This is a genomic window from Pseudomonas sp. PVC-3-1, from assembly GCF_057444315.1.
Genome location: NZ_CM172023.1, coordinates 803,983 through 821,367, shown reverse-complemented (window position 1 = coordinate 821,367; position 17,385 = coordinate 803,983). Strand labels below are relative to the sequence as shown.

Here is a 17,385-nt window from a genome sequence, read left to right as displayed (position 1 = left end):
CGTCCCTCCGTTCAGAACAGGTCGATGCTCCCGCCGCGCTCCCGGCGGGACAGTTGCTGGCAGTACTGCTGCTCGCGCTGCAGCACCGTGTCGTTGGCCAGGGTGCGCAACTTGCGCACCAGCACCCGGCCGCTGCCGGGGAAGAAGTAGACCTTGCGCGGGTACACGTCGAGCAGGTCCTGGGCGGCCAGCGGGATGCCCTCGTCGTCCAGGTACTGCAGGACGAATTCGACGTTGCGCTGGCCGACGTCGGCGCTGAGGTTCTTCAGCACCGAGCCACCGCCGAACACCTTGGCCTCGAAGTGCCGGCGCTGGCCGCCGCGGCGCATCAGGCCGTTGATCAGCAGGTCCATGGCGTGCACGCCGTAGCGCCCGGAATTGGACATCAGGCCCTGCACGCCGGTGTCGCCGGGCAGCATGAAGTGGTTCATGCCGCCCAGCCCGCTGCTGCGGTCGCGCAGACACACCGAGACGCAGGAACCCAGCACGGTAACCAGCATCACCGGCTCGGCGGTGACGTAGCACTCGCCGGGCAGCAGCTTCACCGCTTCCATGCCGAAGCGCGGGTCGTAGTAGCGATTGGGTTGGTCCAGGGCTGCGCCCATCAGTGATTCCCCACCGCCTGGTAGGTAGTGCGGCCCACCGAACGAACCAGGTGATTGGCGTGGACGAAGTTTTCCGAGTGCCCGGCGAAGAACAGCCCGCCGGGCCGCAGCAGGCGCACCATGCGTTCGAGCAGCCGGGTCTGGGTCGGCTTGTCGAAATAGATCATCACGTTGCGGCAGAAGATCGCGTCCAGGCTGCCGGGGATGCCCCAGTCACGGTCGAGCAGGTTGATCTGCCGGTAGTCGATCATCTGCCGCAGCTCGCGCACCACCCGTGCCTTGCCGGCGTTGCCGCCGGTGCCACGGAGGAAGAATCGCTTCTTCTGCGCGGGGCTCAGCGCTTCGATGCGCTCCAACGGGTAGATGCCCTGGCGCGCCTGGCCGAGCACGCCGGTGTCGATGTCCGAAGCGATCAGCTCCACGGGCGGGGCGAAGCTGCCCAGTGCGTCCACCAGGGTCATGGCCATGGAGTAGGGCTCCTCGCCGGTGCTCGAGGCGGTGGACCAGAAGCGCAGCGGCTGGTGGTCCTGCAACTGTTCGGCAGCGAAGCGGCCGAGGTGGTCGAAATGGTGCTTCTCGCGGAAGAAGGCGGTGAGGTTGGTGGTCAGTGCGTTGACGAATTGCTGCCACTCTTCCTCGTGAGCCTCCAGGTAGGCGAAGTACTCGGCGAAGCTGCCCAGGCGCAGGCTGCGCAGGCGCCGAGACAGGCGGCTGTAGACCAGCTGCTGCTTGTTTTCCGAGAGGCTGATGCCGGCATGCCGATACAAGCGCTCACGTACCTGCTGGAAGTCCCGGCGGGTGTAGTGGAATTCGTGCTCGGGGGCGGGCAGGTTGATCGACATCGGGTTGTCTCGGTGGTGAGCGGGTTGCGTAGGGCGGATAACGCTTGTGGTGTTATGCGCCCTACCACATTCGGTGGTTCGGGAAACTTCTGCGCGGGGTCTTACCCTCTCCCCCGCCCTCTCCCTGAAGGGAGAGGGAGCCGTTCGGCGTTGCCGGGATCGACGGTGCTCCGCTTGATGCCATACGGTTCCTCTCCCTGAAGGCAGAGGGAGCCGTTCGACGTTGCCGGGATCTACGGTGCTCCGCTTGATGCCATACAGTCCCCTCTCCCTTCAGGGAGAGGGTTAGGGAGAGGGGCTCTGCATGGCACAGAGTCCATCCCAGACCATCCCTGGTCCGCGCGCGGCAACCGGCCCTCCCATTGCTCCGGCCGCCGCCATCCCTCAGCCCCGCCCGATCAGAACTCTTCCCAGTCGTCTTCCTTGCCCTTGGCGCGCACCGCCTTGGCCACGCCGCGGGCGGCGCGCGAGGTGTGCGCGGCCGGTTCGGCGCGGGCCGGGCGGGCGGAAGCCAGCGGCACCACGGTGGCCGCGATGGTTTCCAGCTTGAACACCGCAACCTGCTGGTTGAGCATGCCGGCCTGCTCCTGCAGGGCCTCGGCCGAGGCGGCGGCTTCTTCCACCAGTGCGGCGTTCTGCTGGGTCATCTCGTCCATCTGCGACACGGCGCCGTTCACTTCCTCGATGCCGCTGCTCTGCTCGGCGGAAGCGGCGGCGATCTCGGCCATGATGTCGGTGACGCGCTTGATCGCCACCACGATGTCGCTCATGGTCTGGCCGGCCTGGGCGACCAGGGTGTTGCCGCTCTCGACCTTGTCCACCGAGTCGTTGATCAGCGTCTTGATCTCCTTGGCGGCGGCGGCGGAGCGCTGCGCCAGGGTGCGCACCTCACCGGCCACCACCGCGAAGCCGCGGCCCTGCTCGCCGGCGCGCGCCGCTTCTACCGCGGCGTTGAGCGCGAGGATGTTGGTCTGGAAGGCGATGCCGTCGATCACCCCGATGATGTCGGCGATCTTGCGCGCCGAGTCGTTGATCGCGGACATGGTGCCCACCACCTTCTGCACCACGCTACCGCCTTCGGTGGCGACTTCGGAGGCGTTCACCGCCAGCGAGTTGGCCTGGCGGGCGTTCTCGGCGTTGAGCTTCACGGTGCTGGTCAGCTCCTCCATGCTCGACGCGGTTTCCTCCAGGCTCGACGCCTGCTGCTCGGTGCGGGTGGAGAGTTCGGCGTTGCCGCTGGCGATCTCGCTGGCGGCGGTGTGGATGGTGTCGGCGGCTTCGCGAATCTGCCCGAGCATGCGCGACAGGCTCTGTGCGGTCTCGTTGGCGTAGTCCTTGAGCTCGCCGAAGGTGCCCTGGTAGTCGGCGTCGATGCGCTGGGTCAGGTCGCCCTGGGCCAGTGCGCCGAGCACGCGGGTGACATCGCGCAGGCCCTTGTCGGCGGTATCCACCAGGTTGTTCAGGCCGGTGGCGATCTTCAGGAAGAAGCCCTCCTTGTTCGAGGCCTCGATGCGCTTGGTGAAGTCACCGGCAACAGCGGCGTCCACCAGTTGCGAGACTTCCTGCTCGGCGCGGAACTCCTCGGTGCGGTCGGTCCACTGCACGGCCGAACCCAGGCGCTCGCCGGCATCGTTGAACACCGGCACCACGTCCAGGGCGAAGCGGCGGCCACCCAGGTTCAGTTCGGCCTTATGCCGTGCGGTCAGGTGCGCGAGCATGCCGCGCTGGTGCGCCGGGTTCTTGTGGAACATGTCGATGTTGGCGCCCATCAGGCGGCTGGCGTTGAAGTTCGGCAGCTGCTTGCGGATGTCGGCCTCGGCGTTGCCGAGCATCTCGGTCACCGTGCGGTTCATGTAGATGATCTCGAGATCGTTGTTGGCGATCATCACGTTGGCCGAGACGTTATCCAGCGCGCTCTTGATCCGTGCGTTGTACTCGGCGGCATCGGCGTTGGCCTTCAGGCTGCTGCGCACGCCGTCGATGGCCTCGGTGATGATGGCTTTCTTGCCCGGCAGGCGGTCCATTTCCACCGAGTAGTCGCCCTTGCCGTAGGCGGTGACGGTGGCGACGACCCGCATCTTCACCGCGATGTGCGCGGCAACCAGGTCATTGATGCCCTTGGCGATGCGCGCCGGTCGGCCGGCGAACTTGTCCACCGGGATCACCTCGTCGATCCAGCCCAGTTCGTGCTGGCGGGTCATTTCCACCAGGCCCGCTTCCAGGGCTTCCACCTGGGCCTGCTCGGCGCGTTGCTCGCGCAGGCTGCGCTGGATTCCGCGCAGCCCGTCGTAGAGGCGCTCATAGCCGGCGGCGGGGGCATCGCCGATGGCGAGGTCGAGGTTGCCGTCCACCAGGCTGTGGAGGATGGCGGTGATGCGGTCGGCGCGTTGCTGCGCCACGGCGTGTGCGTTGAACAGACCCATGTTGATTATCCTCGGTCGCGATCAGGCGGCGGTTTCGTCGACCAGCGCCATTTCACGGCTGGTCATGAGTTTTTCGATGTCCACCAGGATGAGCATCCGCTCACCCAGGGTGGCCAGGCCCAACAGGTACTCGGTGTCGAAGCTGGCGGCGAATTCCGGGCGCGGCTTGATCTCCTCGCCGGCCAGGGCGATCACGTCGGAGACCGAATCCACCACCGCACCGACGATGCGCCGGCCGACGTTGAGGATGATCACCACGGTGAACTGGTCGTAGCTGATGTCGGCCAGGTTGAACTTGATGCGCAGGTCGACGATGGGAACGATGGCGCCGCGCAGGTTGATCACGCCCTTGATGAAGGCGGGGGCGTTGGCGATCGCCGTGACCTGGTCGTAACCACGGATCTCCTGCACGCGCAGGATGTCGATGGCGTATTCCTCACGGCCCAGGGTGAAGGTCAGGTACTCCTGCACCGGGCTGCTCGCTGCGCTGGCTTCAGCTGCGCTCATGGGTGGATTCTCCTTGTGCTGCCAGACGCGGCAGGGCATCGACATCGAGGATCAGGGCGACGCTGCCGTCGCCCATGATGGTGGCGCCGGCGATCCCGTCGATCCGGCGGAAATTCTGTTCCAGGCTCTTGATCACCACCTGCTGCTGGCCGACCAGTTCGTCCACCTGCAGGGCGAAGCTCCGGCCTTCGGATTCGAGGATCACCACAATCCCCTGCTCCGGTGGCACGGGCGCCGCGCCGATGCGCAGCAACTGGTTGAGGGAGAACAGCGGCAGGTATTCGCCGCGTACGCGGATCACCGTCGATTCCTCGCCGGCCAGGCCGCGCACGTCGTCGGCGCGGGCCTGCAGCGATTCGACGATGTAGGTCAGCGGCACCACATAGTTGACCTGCTCCACGGCGACGATCAGGCCGTCGAGGATGGCCAGGGTCAGCGGCAGGCGGATGCTCATGCGGGTGCCCATGCCGGGCGCCGAATCGATGTCGATGCGCCCGCCCATGGCCTGGATGTTGCGCCGTACCACGTCCATGCCCACGCCCCGACCGGACAGCTCGGTGACCGCCTCGGCGGTGGAGAAGCCCGGCATGAAGATCAGTTGCCAGACGTCCGCATCGGTCATCCCATCGTGCACCGGCAGGCCCTTCTCGCGGGCCTTGGCGAGGATGCGCTCGCGGGACAGGCCGCGACCGTCATCGGAGATTTCTACCACCACGCTGCCGCCCTGGTGGCTGGCGGCGAGCTTCACCGAGCCCTGGGCCGGCTTGCCGGCGGCCAGGCGTTCGGCGGGCGTCTCGATACCGTGGTCGATGCTGTTGCGGACGATGTGGGTGAGTGGGTCGCTGAGCTTCTCGATGACGCTCTTGTCCAACTCGGTGTGCTCGCCCTGCAGGATCAGTTCGACCTGCTTGCCCAGGCGCGCGGAGGTGTCGTGCACCAGGCGCGGGAAGCGGCTGAAAATGAAGCTGATCGGCAGCATGCGGATCGACATCACCGATTCCTGCAGGTCGCGGGTGTTGTGTTCCAGTTGCGCCAGGGCCTGCTGCAGGCGCTCGAAGTGGGTGGGGTCGAGGTCCTCGCTGAGCTGGCTGAGCATGGCCTGGGTGATCACCAGCTCGCCCACCAGGTTGATCAGGCTGTCGATCTTCTCGACGCTGACGCGGATTGAGCTGGATTCGCTGTCGGTGCGGGGTGCGGCAGCGGGTTTGCTGGCAACGGGGGCAGCCTTGGGCGCTTCGCTGGCGACCACCTGAGCCGTCGTGACAGGAGCGCCGGGTGCCTTGTCGAAGATGCCGTAGGGTTCGACGGGCGTGGTGTCCGGGGCGCCGGGTGCGTCGTCGAAGAAGCCGAAGTCATCGTCGCTTCCCGCGCTGGTTTGGCTGGCGCCGGGTGTGCCGGGCGCATCGTCGAAGAAGCCGAATTCCTCGGCGCTGCCAGGGCTGGTTTGAGCTGCCGCGGGAGCCTCCTCGAACAAGCCGAAGCCGTTATCGGCCGCCGCAACAGGCTCCACCAGCCAGGCGCGCAGGCGCTCCACGGTGGTGGCTACCGGTACGTCCGGATCGGGCACCTGGCTGCGGTGCGCATCGAGCAGGCGTTGCAATACGTCGCGGGCTTCGAGGAACACGCCGATCATGTCCACGTGCAGGGCGGTCTGCCCGCAGCGGATGCGGTCGAGCAGGGTCTCCAGCTCGTGGGTCACGGCGGTCAGGTCGTCGAAGCCGAACATGCCGCTGGAGCCCTTGATCGAGTGGGCGGCGCGGAATATGCCATTGAGCGTCTCGGCGTCCGGCTGATCGAGGTCGAGCCCGATCAGCAGGAGTTCGAGAGTCGCCAGGTGCTCATCGGTTTCCTCGAAGAAGACCTGGAGGAATTGCTCCATACCGGTAGCCATTCAGGGTTCCCCTAGGGCAGGACCTTGCGGGTCACTTCCAGCAGTTTCGGCGGGTCGAACGGCTTGACCAGCCAGCCGGTGGCGCCCGCGCTCTTGCCCTGCTGTTTCATGGCATCGCTGGATTCGGTGGTGAGCATGAGGATCGGCGTGCCACGGTAGCCGGCCATGTCGCGCAGGCTGCGGATCAGTGTCAGGCCGTCCATGTTGGGCATGTTCTGGTCGGTGAAGACCAGGTTGTAGGTCTTGCGCTGGGCCTTGCCCAGGCCGTCCTTGCCGTCCACGGCCTCGTCCACTTCGTAGCCGGCGGACTTGAGCGTGAAGCTCAGCATCTGCCGGATCGAGGCCGAGTCATCGACGATCAGAATCTGCTTTCCCATTGCGTTGGTTCTCCTCGGATTGCAATGCGTTTGTTGTCGCCAGGCGCACAGAAACTCGCGCCATCCCGGCGCGCGGAAATGGTGTGTGGGGCTCAGCCGATGAGGGCGAGATTGGCCAGGTATTCGAAGACGGACTGCAGCATGTCGGGACTCCTGCCTTGCCTTCAGTTCAGAACAGTTCGACCTCGCCAGCGCTGAGGCTGGTCTGGGCGACCGGGTTGCTCAGGGGGCGGCCGAGTTCAGCGACTTCGCCGCGCAGGCGCTCGCCCCACTCGCCGGGCTCGCGGCCATCCAGCGCGCCCAGGCCGACGGCGAGGGCGCCGAGACGGGCGCTATGCTTGCCGATCTGGCCGAGCAGCTGGCTGCTCATGTCCTGGAACTGCAGGGCGGTGACCGCGGCGTTGACGCCGTCGCCCACTTCCAGGGAGATGCGGTCCAGCTCCTGTACCACCTTCACGGTGTGCTGGTTCATGGCGTCGAGGTCATCGAGCATGTGCTGGATCTTCTGCCGCGAATCCAGGGCGAAGGTCATGTCCTTGTCGGCCAGTTGGCTGATGGCGCCTTCGGCATCCTTGATCTCGTGGTAGACCACGTCGACGTGTTCGCGGATGGCCTGGGAGAAGTGCGTGGAGCGGGTCGACAGCGCGCGCACCTCGTCGGCCACCACCGCGAAACCTCGGCCGCTTTCGCCGGCGCGGGCGGCCTCGATGGCGGCGTTGAGGGCCAGCAGGTTGGTCTGCTTGGCGATGGCATCCATGTCCTGGGTGGACTGCAGGATCTCGGCGATCTTGTGGGTCACGCGGTCCATACGCTGCACCAGTTGCTGCGAGGTGCGGCTGGTCTCCAGGGTGGCTTCGACGAACAGCCCGAGGGTTTCCTGGGTGGCGTGGATGAAGCGTTGGAAGTCGATGTCGCCGTCCATGTGGCCACGGCCGTCGTAACGCTCGATCAGCGAGTGGGACAGGCCACGCTGGGTGTCCACGCGATCGGCGAGGGCGTGGAAGCTGTCGGTCAGTTGGCGGATGGCCTGGTGCAGGATGTTGTCGATCTGGTGGGTATGGCCGTTGAGCTGGGCCAGGTGGCTTTCCACGGCTTCCTGCAATGGGTGCCAGTGCGGCAGATCGTCGTTGTGCAGGGTGGTCGCCTTGGCATCGACGGTGGTCTTGCTGGCGCCGCACAGCAGGCTGCTCAATACCAGGCTGGAGAGCCAGCCTACCGGCAGCATCCACCAGAACGGCACGCCGACCGCGCAGAGCACGGCGACCACTGCCCAGGGCAGGGACTGAATGATGAGGCGCCGCGGCCAATCGTGGCCGGTTCCTTGAACCGCCTGGGGGTTCAACTGTGAATCGCGCATGAAGTGCACTCCATTGCCGGGCGCCGGTAACCGGGCCAAACGGCTGCTGACAACGTCTTGAGCAGGAATTCGGCCCAGCGATTTAAAACTAGAGTGTCGCTCGGTGATGTCAAACTGACGGCATATTCCCGTCACCGGGGATAGACCCTTGATCTAGAGGGGTTTTCGCTGAATGGCCGTTCATCGTCGCTGTTCGGAGGGCGACGGGCGGTAGCTCGCAGGCCTTGTGTGACGCGGGCTGTAGCGATTTTTCGATGACAAAACGTGCCGGCTGGAATGGCATCCGGAGCCACTCCGGCTGTGGAGAAAAATGTTCGGCAAGGGGTGCTGGATGTTTGGTGGCCATGAGCGCGATTGCGCAGGTGGCCCGCTCCTGCAGGTGTCGAGGTGTGCGTAGGAGCGGATTCATCCGCGATCGATTTCCGGCCGCTCCGAGCAAGCCGGTTGCACATCGCGGACGGAGTCCGCTCCTACCCAAAGCCCACCCTCGCGTGGGCTGAACCCCGCACCACCGTCTCTGGTGTAGGAGCGAGCTTGCTCGCGAACCGCCCAACCTCGGTGCCGCCGGGAAATTCGTTCGCGAGCAAGCTCGCTCCTACGACGGCTGACGCTTACAGCGTCCCGAGCAGCTTGCGCGCCGCCTGGGTGTGGTCGGCGATCAGGCGCTTGAGGTCGAGGCCTTCCACCTCACCATCCACCACGCGCCAGGTGCCGCCGATCATGATCCGGTCAGCCTTGTCGGCGCCGCACAGCAGCAGGGCCGACAGCGGGTCGTGGCTGCCGGAGAAGCGCAGTTCGTCAAGCTTGAACAGGGCCAGGTCGGCCTGCTTGCCCACGGCCAGCTCACCGATGTCGCTGCGGCCGATGAGCTTCGCCGAACCTCGTGTGGCCCAGCCCAGCGCACGTTCCGGGGTGATCTGTTCGGCGCCGTAGCGCAGGCGTTGGATGTACAGGGCCTGGCGGGCTTCGAGGATCATGTTGGAGGCGTCATTGGAGGCCGAGCCGTCCACGCCGATGCCCACCGGCGCGCCGGCGGCTTCCAGCGCCACGGTCGGGCAGATGCCCGAGGCCAGGCGCATGTTCGAGCTGGGGCAGTGGCAGACGCCGGTGCCGGCTTCGCCCAGGCGGCGGATTTCCTCGTCGTTGAAGTGGATGCCGTGAGCCAGCCAGGTGCGCGGACCGAGCCAGCCGACGCTGTCCAGGTAATCCACGGTGCGCTGGCCGAAACGCTGCAGGCAGAAGTCTTCTTCGTCGAGGGTTTCGGCCAGGTGGGTGTGCAGGCGCACGTCCTCGCGCTCGGCCAGTTCGGCGCTGGCGCGCATGATTTCCGGGGTGACCGAGAACGGCGAGCAAGGCGCCAGGGCGATCTGCACCTGGGCGCCTTCGCCGCGCTGGTGATACTCGCGGATCAGGCGCTGGCTGTCGTCGAGAATGTCCTCGGCGCTCTGCACGGTCTGTTGCGGCGGCAGGCCGCCATCGGCCTCGCCCAGGCTCATCGAGCCGCGGGTGAGCATGGCGCGCATGCCCAGCTCCTGGACCACGCCGGCCTGTACGTCGATGGCCTGCTCGAGGCCGTCGGGGAACAGGTAGTGGTGGTCGGCAGCGGTGGTGCAGCCCGAGAGCAGCAACTCGGCCAGCGCCACCTTGGTGGCCACGCCCAGTTGCTCGGGCGTCAGGCGTGCCCACACCGGATAGAGGGTCTTCAGCCAGGGGAACAGCGGCTGGTTCACCACCGGCGCCCAGGCGCGGGTGAGGGTCTGGTAGAAGTGGTGGTGGGTGTTGATCAGGCCGGGCGTCAGCACGTGCTGGCTGGCGTCGAAAGTCTGCTGGACGGGAGTCGAGGGCTGCTGGCCGGCAGCGACCAGTTCGACGATGCGGCCGTCCTGGACGACGATGCCGCCACGGGCGTCCTGATCGTTAGCGGTGAAGATGGCCAGCGGGTTGCGCAGCCAGAGACGCGGGGAAGACATGGATGAATTCTCCAAACGGACGGAGCCGTTCGTTCGAGCCGGCTCCATGGGTTCATGGGAAGCCAGCTCAGTGTTCACCCTGTCTGCTGATCCAGGTTCGCTGACTTCGGAGTCAGGCGTGGGCGCATGGTAACGCCCACGAGGCGGATCGTCACCAGTCGATCGTCGTTCCCTGGTAATCCAGGTAGAACTGCCCGCCACGGCCGGCGTGGCCTTCGATCTGCTCGGCAAGGCCCTTCACGCTGGTCTGCACGTCCAGCGGCGCGGATTCGCCGCCCATGTCGGTGCGCACCCAGCCCGGGTGCAGGTTGAGCACGGTGATGCCGGTTTCGCCCAGCTCGGCGACGAAGCTGCGGGTCAGCGAATTGAGCGCCGCCTTGCTCGCGCGGTACAGCGCCATGCCCCCGGACTCGTTGCCGGCGACACTGCCCAGTTCGGAGGTCATGAAGGCCAGCACGCCGTTGTCCGCGTTCAGCCGCGGCAGCAGGCGTTCGGCCAGACGCAGCGGGGCGATGGCATTGACCATGAACAATTGGCCGACGTCGGCAAGGCTGGCGTCGATGGCCGACTGGTGCGGCGGGCCGTAGATGCCGGCGTTGATGTAGACGAGGTCGAAGTGCGCGCCGGCCAGGGCTTCGGCGAGGCGGTCCTGGGAGTGGATGTCGTCCAGCAGCAGGGCTTCGACACGCACCGGCAGGTTGGCCAGCTCGCCGGGATGGACGACGTCGCGCACGGTGGCGGTGACGTCCCAGCCGCGGTCCAGCAGCTCGCGCACCAGGCCCAGGCCGAGGCCGCGCGAGGCGCCGATGATCAGGGCGGATTTCGGGGTGGTCATGGCAGGGCTCCAGCGAAGGGAAGGATGGGAAAAGGATAACCCACCCGAATGAGGGCACTGTTCGTGTAGGAGCGAGCTTGCTCGCGAACCGAGTCCGCAGCGGGGTTTGTTCGCCAGCAAGCTCGCTCCTACAGACGGCGAAGAGCTCAAACGACAAGACCCGGCAGATGCCGGGCCTTGTGGATAAAAAGCCCCGGAGAGTGTGCGCCGGGGCCTGGGCAAGGAGCCCAATCAGTCGGTGGTGATCTTCGAGTGTTTCTGGGTGTCCTTCATGGTCACATAGACCAGCAGCGAGCAGGCGATGCACGCGGTGACGTACCAGTAGAAGCCGCTCTCCATGCCGATGCTCTTGAACCACAACGCCACGTACTCGGCGGTGCCGCCGAAGATGGACACGGTCAGTGCGTACGGCAGGCCCACGCCCAGGGCGCGGATCTCGGTGGGGAACAGCTCGGCCTTCACCACGGCGTTGATCGAGGTGTAGCCGCTGACGATGACCAGCGCGGCCATGATCAGGAAGAACGCGCCCCACCAGGTGTCGATGGTGTGCAGGGTGCTGAGGATCGGGTAGGTGAACACGGTGCCCAGCACGCCGAAGGCGATCAGGATCGGGCGACGGCCGATCTTGTCCGAGAGCGCGCCGACGATCGGCTGCAGCAGCATGAACAGGAACAGCGTGGCCGCCGAGATCATGGTCGAGTCGTTCTTGCTCATGCCCACGGTGTTCACCAGGTACTTCTGCATGTACGTGGTGTAGGTGTAGAAGGCCAGGGTACCGCCCATGGTCAGGCCGACCACGGTGAGCACTTCCTTGGGATGGCGCATCAGCGAGCGCATCAGGCTTTCCTTGGGCTCTTCCTTCTTGGTGCTGAAGGACTCGGTCTCTTCCATGCCGCGACGCAGGAACATGGCGACGACCGCGCACAGCGCGCCGATGAAGAACGGAATACGCCAGCCCCAGCTTTCCAGCTGCTCGACGCTCAGCGTCTGTTGCAGGACGATCAGCACCGCCAGGGCAATGAGCTGGCCGGAGATCAGGGTCACGTACTGGAAACTGGAGAAGAAGCCGCGCTGCTCCTTGTTGGCCATCTCGCTCAGGTAGGTCGCGGACGTGCCGTATTCGCCGCCGACCGACAGGCCCTGCAGCAGGCGCGCGAGCACCAGCAGGATCGGGGCGCCGACGCCGATGGTTTCATAGCTGGGGGTCAGGGCGATGATCAGCGAGCCGAAGCACATCAGCAGGACCGAGGCCAGCAGCGCCGCCTTGCGGCCCTTGCGGTCGGCATAGATACCCATCAGCCAGCCGCCGATCGGGCGCATCAGGAAGCCCACGGCGAAGATCGCGGCGGTGTTCAGCAACTGGGCGGTCATGTCGCCCTGGGGGAAGAACGCCTTGGCGAAGTACAGCGAGAAGGCGGCGTAGACGTACCAGTCGTACCACTCGACCAGGTTGCCGACCGAGCCACTGAAGATCGACTTGATGCGCTGGGAAGTCGTGCGGGGTGCGGCAGAAGCGGAGACGGCGCTTGCGCTATCCATGGGTATTCCTCTTGTCGTTGTTGTCGTCAGGCGTGCGGACTACTCGAAAACGTCACGCCGGCGCGCCGCGAGGGCGGCGCAGTGTCGAGGGCGATAGCAGGCAGCGTGCCAAGGCTCGAAAGCCGCGTGGCAGAAGGGTTTCAGTGGTTTTCTGTCGGGTGATGGCAGGCGAAGCGGCGCCGATTGGCGCGGGTCTTGAGCGGAAATCCGCCGATGCATGTATCTGTAGGAGCGAGCTTGCTCGCGAACGAATTTCCCGGCGGCACGAGATTGGGCGGTTCGCGAGCAAGCTCGCTCCTACACAAGACGCTGCGGCGCGGGAGCCAACCCATCGCGGACGGAGTCCGCTCCTACGCGGGGGTGGGCTTTGGGTAGGAGCGGACTCCGTCCGCGATCGGTACCCACCGGCACGGTCTACCGCTGCCGGAACAGATCGCCGGGCGTAAACCCGAACAACCCCTTGAACGACGCGATATACGCCGAGGTGGAGTCGTACCCGCAATCCAGCGCCGCCGCGGTCACGCTGTCGCCGGCCTCCAGTGAGCCGAGCGAGGCAAGCAGGCGCTGGCGCTGTCGCCACAGGCGGAAGGTCATCCCGGTCTCGCGCTGGAACAGCCGCGACAGGGTCTTCTCCGAGGTGCCGATGCGCTGCGCCCAGTCACCCAGAGTGTGGCTGTCGGTCGGGTGGTCGATCAGCGTCTGGCATAACTGCAGCAGCCGGCCCTCCTGCGGCATCGGCAGGGAGAAGGCGACTTCCGGCAGGTCGCGCAGCTGGTCCAGCAGCACTTCCACCAGCCGCGATTCAGCGCTGTCGCCCTGTGGATAATCCACCGGCAGCTCGCAGAAGCTCTTGATCAGCTCGCGCGCCAGCGGCGTCACCTCCAGCACCCGGCAGCGGTCCGGCGCCCAGCGGCAGGCGTCGTCGCGGATGTACAGGCTGCGCATTTCCGCCTGGGTCGAGGTCACCACTTCATGATCGAGGAAGGCCGGAATCCAGATGGCCCGCTGCGGCGGCGCGAAGAAGCTGCCCTCAGCGGTGTGCACACCCAGTACGCCGGTGATGGCATAGGACAGTTGCACCCAGGCGTGATGATGCCGGCTGGTCCAGGAGCCCGCGCGCAGCCGTTCGGCCCGCGCATAGACCGGCCGCGGCAGGCGGTCCAGCACCGGGATCAGGCGTTGCAGTTCGGGAGCTTGTCCTTTCATCGGCATATCTTGGAAGAGTATCGCTGGTTGGCAAAGTCTGGCAGGCCGCCCCGCTTGTCTCAAGCCGGAGCAGAGGCGCTCACGGTGGAATCGACTTTTGTTGCAGCGCTGACGGAAACGTCCGGAAGCTCGACCGCCCGGCGGTCCGAGGCACTCTGGCAGGTGTGGTAAATGCCCTTGTCTGGCATTATCCGCGCCCGGAAAAACGCGTGGTGTATTCCGACGGCTGTTGTGTAGATTTCCCACAAGGGAGTTGTATACACAATTTGTGTTGATTCGTTTCAACACAGGTTTGTCATGTATCCAATCTTCTGGTTGGCAATCGCCATTGCGGTGCTTCCTGCTGGGGCCGACGCCCTCTAAACAGGCGAAGTTGTCCTGTGAGTCAGGAAATGGCCCGGCCCGTGCACCTGCGTCTTCTCTGCCAAAGGAGCGAATCCCAAGGGGTTCGTCATAAAAGTGGAACATCTGGTCAGGATTGGCGCCAATCTTGCTTTTCCTCGCCAGGCCTGACCGACCGGACAGGTTCCACCGACAATTAAAAACGCAACACGACTGCACTGATTAGGAGCAACGCATGACTCGCACTCTCGCATCCCTGCTGCTCGCCGGCGGGCTGCTCGCGGCCGGGCAGGCCATGGCTGGCGGTGAAGACCTGGAGCCGGCCAAGGCCGTCAACGATGGCCCGCTGATCTGGCACAACGAAAGCCTGTCCTACCTGTGGGGCAAGAACTTCAAGGTAGACCCGCCGATCCAGCAGACCTTCACCTTCGAGAGCGCGAGCGCCTGGACCTGGGGCGACATCTGGTTCTTCGTCGACCAGATCAACTACAACGGCAAGGAAAGCGCCACCAACGGCAAGAACACCTACTACGGTGAGTTCAGCCCGCGCCTGTCGTTCGGCAAGATCACCGGCACCGACCTGTCCTTCGGCCCGGTCAAGGATGTGCTGCTGGCCACCACCTACGAATTCGGCGAGGGCGACGTCGAGTCCTACCTGGTCGGTCCGGGCTTCGACCTGGCACTGCCGGGCTTCGATTACTTCCAGCTGAACTTCTACTACCGCAAGCCCGATGGCAACCGCGTGCCGTCCGGCGCCTGGCAGATCACCCCGGCCTGGGCCATCACCATCCCGGTGGGCAACTCCGATATCCTGTTCGACGGCTTCATGGACTGGGTCGTGAACAACAAGGACGCCAGCTCCAGCCACCGCAACCAGTCGGACTACCACGCCAACCTGCACTTCAACCCGCAGCTCAAGTACGACCTGGGCAAATCCCTGGGCTACGAGGCCAAGCACCTGTACGTGGGTATCGAGTACGACTACTGGTCCGACAAGTACGGCATCAAGGATTCGCAGTACTTCACCACCGACCAGAACACCGTCAGCGCGCTGGTCAAGTACCACTTCTGACGCTCTTGACGACCCCGCCGCCCGGCGGGGTCGTTGTCTCAGGCACTGCCCCCTTCCTCGCTCCAGTCCCTTTGCTTTCACAAAATTCGGAAATTGCCCACGCTCTATCCCGGCCCCGGCCAATTGGTCGCGGGCGCCCGTGCCTCTAGCGTTGCCTCTCCTTGCTTCACCATGGAGATTCGAGCAATGAAAAGATTGTTGATCGTGGCAATCGCCGTGAGCGTCAGTGCGCCGTTGCTGGCTGCGCCTGTGGCGCAGGACGGCATTCCGCCCACCAGGGTTCACAAAGAAACGCATGCCGGTGGCTTCTACCAGGACGTAGTTGTCCGGTCCCAGCCGGCCGCGCCGCAGGAGCCCGAGAAGGAGCACAAGGCCGTGGTCGCAACCACGGAGTGCGCCCCGCTGTGGGGTGGCGGCAAGTCTGACGAGCAATCGCAGCAGGCACGCAACACCGCAGGAAACGAGGAGGAGAACCGTGATGGCGCGGCCATCGTTCCGGTTCCGGACGGTTGTGCAGGCCTGGGGCTGAGTCGCCCGCTGTACGGCAATATGTCCGTGGGCGCAGCTGTCGGCATCGGTGCCGCGATCGTCGCGGTGGGTGCTGCCATCGGCAACCATGGTGGTGGTGGCCACCACAGCTCGTCCGGTACCACGGGTACCACCAAGTAAGGGGCTTCCCCGGCGCTCGCCGGGGCAGGGCCGCTTGCCGGCGGGGATCGGTTGCCAGGCTGGCACCGGTTCCCGCCCTTTTTCATGCCTTATGCTTGAATCCCGCCACCCGCCTGGGTTATCCATGCAGCGCCCCCGCTCAATGCACGGACAACCCGCATGACCCTCCAGGTACCCGCCCACACTGCGCCCAACGGCGAAAAGCCCGCCGGCCGTATTCGCCAGAAGAACGAGGAAGCCATCCTCGCCGCCGCCGAGGAGGAGTTCGCCCGCCACGGTTTCAAGGGCACCAGCATGAACACCATCGCCCAGCGCGTCGGCCTGCCCAAGGCCAACCTGCACTACTACTTCAGCAACAAGCTGGGGCTGTACGTGGCGGTGCTGAGCAACATCCTCGAACTGTGGGACAGCACCTTCAACCACCTCACCGTGGACGATGATCCGGCCGCTGCCCTGGCGACCTATATCCGCGCCAAGATGGAGTTCTCCCGTCGTTACCCGCAGGCCTCGCGGGTGTTCGCCATGGAGATCATCAGCGGCGGCGAATGCCTCTCCGAGCATTTCAGCCAGGACTACCGCACCTGGTTCTCCGGCCGTGCCGCGGTGTTCCAGGCCTGGATTGACGCCGGCAAGATGGATGCGGTGGACCCGGTGAACCTGATCTTCCTGATCTGGAGCAGTACCCAGCACTACGCCGACTTCGCCACCCAGATCGGCTTCGTCACCGGCCGCAAACGCATGTCCAAGCAGGATTTCAGCGACGCCAGCGACAATCTCATCCGCATCATCCTCAAGGGTTGCGGGCTGACGCCGCCACCGGCCTCGGCATGAGTTTCACCCTCGCCGGGCCTGCGGTTTACGAGGAAGACATCCGCAAGAGCCGCTTCCACTGCGTCGCCGCCCCGATTGCCAGCGAAGCTGAGGCCCAGGCCTTCCTCGCTACGCACCGCGACCCCAGCGCCGGGCACAACTGCTGGGCCTGGAAGCTGGGCAACCAGTACCGTTTCAGCGACGACGGCGAGCCCGGCGGCACGGCCGGCCGGCCCATGCTGGTCGCCATCGAGGGGCAGGACATGGACCGCGTCGTGGTCGTGGTCAGCCGTTGGTTCGGTGGCATCAAACTCGGCACTGGCGGCCTGGCCCGCGCTTACGGTGGCTGCGCGGCGAAATGCCTGCAGGACGCCGAGCGCCTCGAACTGGTGCCCAGCAGCCGACTGGCTTTCGACTGCAGTTTCGCCGAGCACGCGCTGTTCAAGGCACGGGTGCTGGCACTTGGCGCCAGCATCGAAGACGAAGCCTTCGGCGCGCAAGGCGTGCGCATGACGCTGAACCTGCCGACTACTCAGGTCGAGCCCTTGCAGAAGCTGCTCAACGACCTCAGCCGTGGTCGTACCCAGGCGCAGTTGCTGGACGCCTGATTCTTCTCCCCAATTGCCGTGGAACCGCCTGTGGATAACCTGTGGCCGGAGCGCTCCTGGCCCCGCCGTCCGCTGCTTGCAGCGCCACGCTCATTTTCTGATCAATCGGACGCCAGCCTGTTGAGCAAAATATGAACAAGCTGTGGAAAAGATGTGGGTGAAATTTCACCTGGACATCGTCAAGCGCGCCTTCTGACCATTCGGTGAGTTATTCATCGAATTGATGCAGGGCTTGCTGAGCCTGGGCTTGGGCTTTTCATCGGTTGTGCGGGTTGCGCCCCGAGGGTTGTGGGTAAGTTTCTGGACAATCTGTGCGCAACGTGTGGGAAAGG

Annotated in this window: 15 protein-coding genes; 4 read left to right on the top strand and 11 right to left on the bottom strand. The window is 65.3% G+C overall.

Annotation, left to right across the window (positions count from 1 at the left end; translation table 11 throughout):
- Positions 1-11 precede the first annotated feature (11 nt).
- The 11 genes from cheD to AC2T4A_RS03910 form a co-directional block, all read right to left on the bottom strand.
- Positions 12-605 carry a chemoreceptor glutamine deamidase CheD gene (cheD, locus tag AC2T4A_RS03960; protein ID WP_416743926.1) on the bottom strand — a complete coding sequence of 198 codons (594 nt, stop codon included), beginning with the start codon at positions 603-605 and terminating at the stop codon, positions 12-14.
- Positions 605-1,447, bottom strand: coding sequence for a CheR family methyltransferase (locus AC2T4A_RS03955; RefSeq protein WP_416743924.1), 843 nt, complete (start codon positions 1,445-1,447; stop codon positions 605-607). The genes cheD and AC2T4A_RS03955 overlap by 1 nt, the downstream gene beginning before the upstream one ends.
- 398 nt (positions 1,448-1,845) lie before the next feature.
- Complete coding sequence (locus tag AC2T4A_RS03950) at positions 1,846-3,870, bottom strand: methyl-accepting chemotaxis protein (protein ID WP_416743922.1); 2,025 nt, start codon at positions 3,868-3,870, stop codon at positions 1,846-1,848.
- Positions 3,871-3,891: 21 nt separating this feature from the next.
- Positions 3,892-4,377, bottom strand: a complete 486-nt coding sequence (locus tag AC2T4A_RS03945; protein WP_416743920.1) for a chemotaxis protein CheW — start codon at positions 4,375-4,377, stop codon at positions 3,892-3,894.
- Positions 4,364-6,268 carry a chemotaxis protein CheA gene (locus AC2T4A_RS03940; protein ID WP_416743918.1) on the bottom strand — a complete coding sequence of 635 codons (1,905 nt, stop codon included), beginning with the start codon at positions 6,266-6,268 and terminating at the stop codon, positions 4,364-4,366. Before AC2T4A_RS03940 ends, AC2T4A_RS03945 begins: the two co-directional genes overlap by 14 nt.
- Positions 6,269-6,279: 11 nt before the next feature.
- Entirely contained in the window at positions 6,280-6,645 is a 366-nt protein-coding gene (locus AC2T4A_RS03935) for a response regulator (RefSeq protein WP_045213473.1), read from the bottom strand.
- A 169-nt stretch (positions 6,646-6,814) separates the two neighbouring features.
- Entirely contained in the window at positions 6,815-7,567 is a 753-nt protein-coding gene (locus AC2T4A_RS03930) for a methyl-accepting chemotaxis protein (RefSeq protein ID WP_416744381.1), read from the bottom strand.
- Positions 7,568-8,613: 1,046 nt separating this feature from the next.
- Positions 8,614-9,972 (bottom strand): 8-oxoguanine deaminase, encoded by a 1,359-nt coding sequence (locus AC2T4A_RS03925; protein WP_416743915.1) that lies wholly within the window; start codon positions 9,970-9,972, stop codon positions 8,614-8,616.
- 151 nt (positions 9,973-10,123) lie between these two features.
- Positions 10,124-10,807 (bottom strand): SDR family oxidoreductase, encoded by a 684-nt coding sequence (locus AC2T4A_RS03920; RefSeq protein ID WP_486742766.1) that lies wholly within the window; start codon positions 10,805-10,807, stop codon positions 10,124-10,126.
- 231 nt (positions 10,808-11,038) lie between these two features.
- The gene (locus AC2T4A_RS03915) at positions 11,039-12,346 is read right to left on the bottom strand and encodes an MFS transporter (RefSeq protein ID WP_416743909.1); all 1,308 of its coding nucleotides are present in this window, start codon (positions 12,344-12,346) and stop codon (positions 11,039-11,041) included.
- Positions 12,347-12,760: 414 nt separating this feature from the next.
- Positions 12,761-13,558, bottom strand: a complete 798-nt coding sequence (locus tag AC2T4A_RS03910; protein ID WP_139791593.1) for an AraC family transcriptional regulator — start codon at positions 13,556-13,558, stop codon at positions 12,761-12,763.
- A 571-nt stretch (positions 13,559-14,129) separates the two neighbouring features.
- Here AC2T4A_RS03910 and AC2T4A_RS03905 point away from each other — a divergent pair.
- From AC2T4A_RS03905 to AC2T4A_RS03890, 4 genes are all read left to right on the top strand, one after another.
- Complete coding sequence (locus AC2T4A_RS03905) at positions 14,130-14,966, top strand: outer membrane protein OmpK (protein WP_416743905.1); 837 nt, start codon at positions 14,130-14,132, stop codon at positions 14,964-14,966.
- A 186-nt stretch (positions 14,967-15,152) separates the two neighbouring features.
- Entirely contained in the window at positions 15,153-15,635 is a 483-nt protein-coding gene (locus tag AC2T4A_RS03900) for a hypothetical protein (RefSeq protein ID WP_416743904.1), read from the top strand.
- A 159-nt stretch (positions 15,636-15,794) separates the two neighbouring features.
- Complete coding sequence (locus AC2T4A_RS03895) at positions 15,795-16,466, top strand: TetR/AcrR family transcriptional regulator (RefSeq protein WP_478376862.1); 672 nt, start codon at positions 15,795-15,797, stop codon at positions 16,464-16,466.
- Positions 16,463-17,053 (top strand): IMPACT family protein, encoded by a 591-nt coding sequence (locus tag AC2T4A_RS03890; RefSeq protein ID WP_486742765.1) that lies wholly within the window; start codon positions 16,463-16,465, stop codon positions 17,051-17,053. The genes AC2T4A_RS03895 and AC2T4A_RS03890 overlap by 4 nt, the downstream gene beginning before the upstream one ends.
- Positions 17,054-17,385 lie beyond the last annotated feature (332 nt).

What these genes read in the sequence shown, in the direction of transcription:
- cheD (WP_416743926.1), bottom strand. Translation starts at nt 605, where the DNA reads ATGGGCGCAGCCCTGGACCAACCCAATCGCTACTACGACCCGCGCTTC.
- AC2T4A_RS03955 (WP_416743924.1), bottom strand. Translation starts at nt 1,447, where the DNA reads ATGTCGATCAACCTGCCCGCCCCCGAGCACGAATTCCACTACACCCGC.
- AC2T4A_RS03950 (WP_416743922.1), bottom strand. Translation starts at nt 3,870, where the DNA reads ATGGGTCTGTTCAACGCACACGCCGTGGCGCAGCAACGCGCCGACCGC.
- AC2T4A_RS03945 (WP_416743920.1), bottom strand. Translation starts at nt 4,377, where the DNA reads ATGAGCGCAGCTGAAGCCAGCGCAGCGAGCAGCCCGGTGCAGGAGTAC.
- AC2T4A_RS03940 (WP_416743918.1), bottom strand. Translation starts at nt 6,268, where the DNA reads ATGGCTACCGGTATGGAGCAATTCCTCCAGGTCTTCTTCGAGGAAACC.
- AC2T4A_RS03935 (WP_045213473.1), bottom strand. Translation starts at nt 6,645, where the DNA reads ATGGGAAAGCAGATTCTGATCGTCGATGACTCGGCCTCGATCCGGCAG.
- AC2T4A_RS03930 (WP_416744381.1), bottom strand. Translation starts at nt 7,567, where the DNA reads ATGGACGGCGACATCGACTTCCAACGCTTCATCCACGCCACCCAGGAA.
- AC2T4A_RS03925 (WP_416743915.1), bottom strand. Translation starts at nt 9,972, where the DNA reads ATGTCTTCCCCGCGTCTCTGGCTGCGCAACCCGCTGGCCATCTTCACC.
- AC2T4A_RS03920 (WP_486742766.1), bottom strand. Translation starts at nt 10,807, where the DNA reads ATGACCACCCCGAAATCCGCCCTGATCATCGGCGCCTCGCGCGGCCTC.
- AC2T4A_RS03915 (WP_416743909.1), bottom strand. Translation starts at nt 12,346, where the DNA reads ATGGATAGCGCAAGCGCCGTCTCCGCTTCTGCCGCACCCCGCACGACT.
- AC2T4A_RS03910 (WP_139791593.1), bottom strand. Translation starts at nt 13,558, where the DNA reads ATGCCGATGAAAGGACAAGCTCCCGAACTGCAACGCCTGATCCCGGTG.
- AC2T4A_RS03905 (WP_416743905.1), top strand. Translation starts at nt 14,130, where the DNA reads ATGACTCGCACTCTCGCATCCCTGCTGCTCGCCGGCGGGCTGCTCGCG.
- AC2T4A_RS03900 (WP_416743904.1), top strand. Translation starts at nt 15,153, where the DNA reads ATGAAAAGATTGTTGATCGTGGCAATCGCCGTGAGCGTCAGTGCGCCG.
- AC2T4A_RS03895 (WP_478376862.1), top strand. Translation starts at nt 15,795, where the DNA reads ATGACCCTCCAGGTACCCGCCCACACTGCGCCCAACGGCGAAAAGCCC.
- AC2T4A_RS03890 (WP_486742765.1), top strand. Translation starts at nt 16,463, where the DNA reads ATGAGTTTCACCCTCGCCGGGCCTGCGGTTTACGAGGAAGACATCCGC.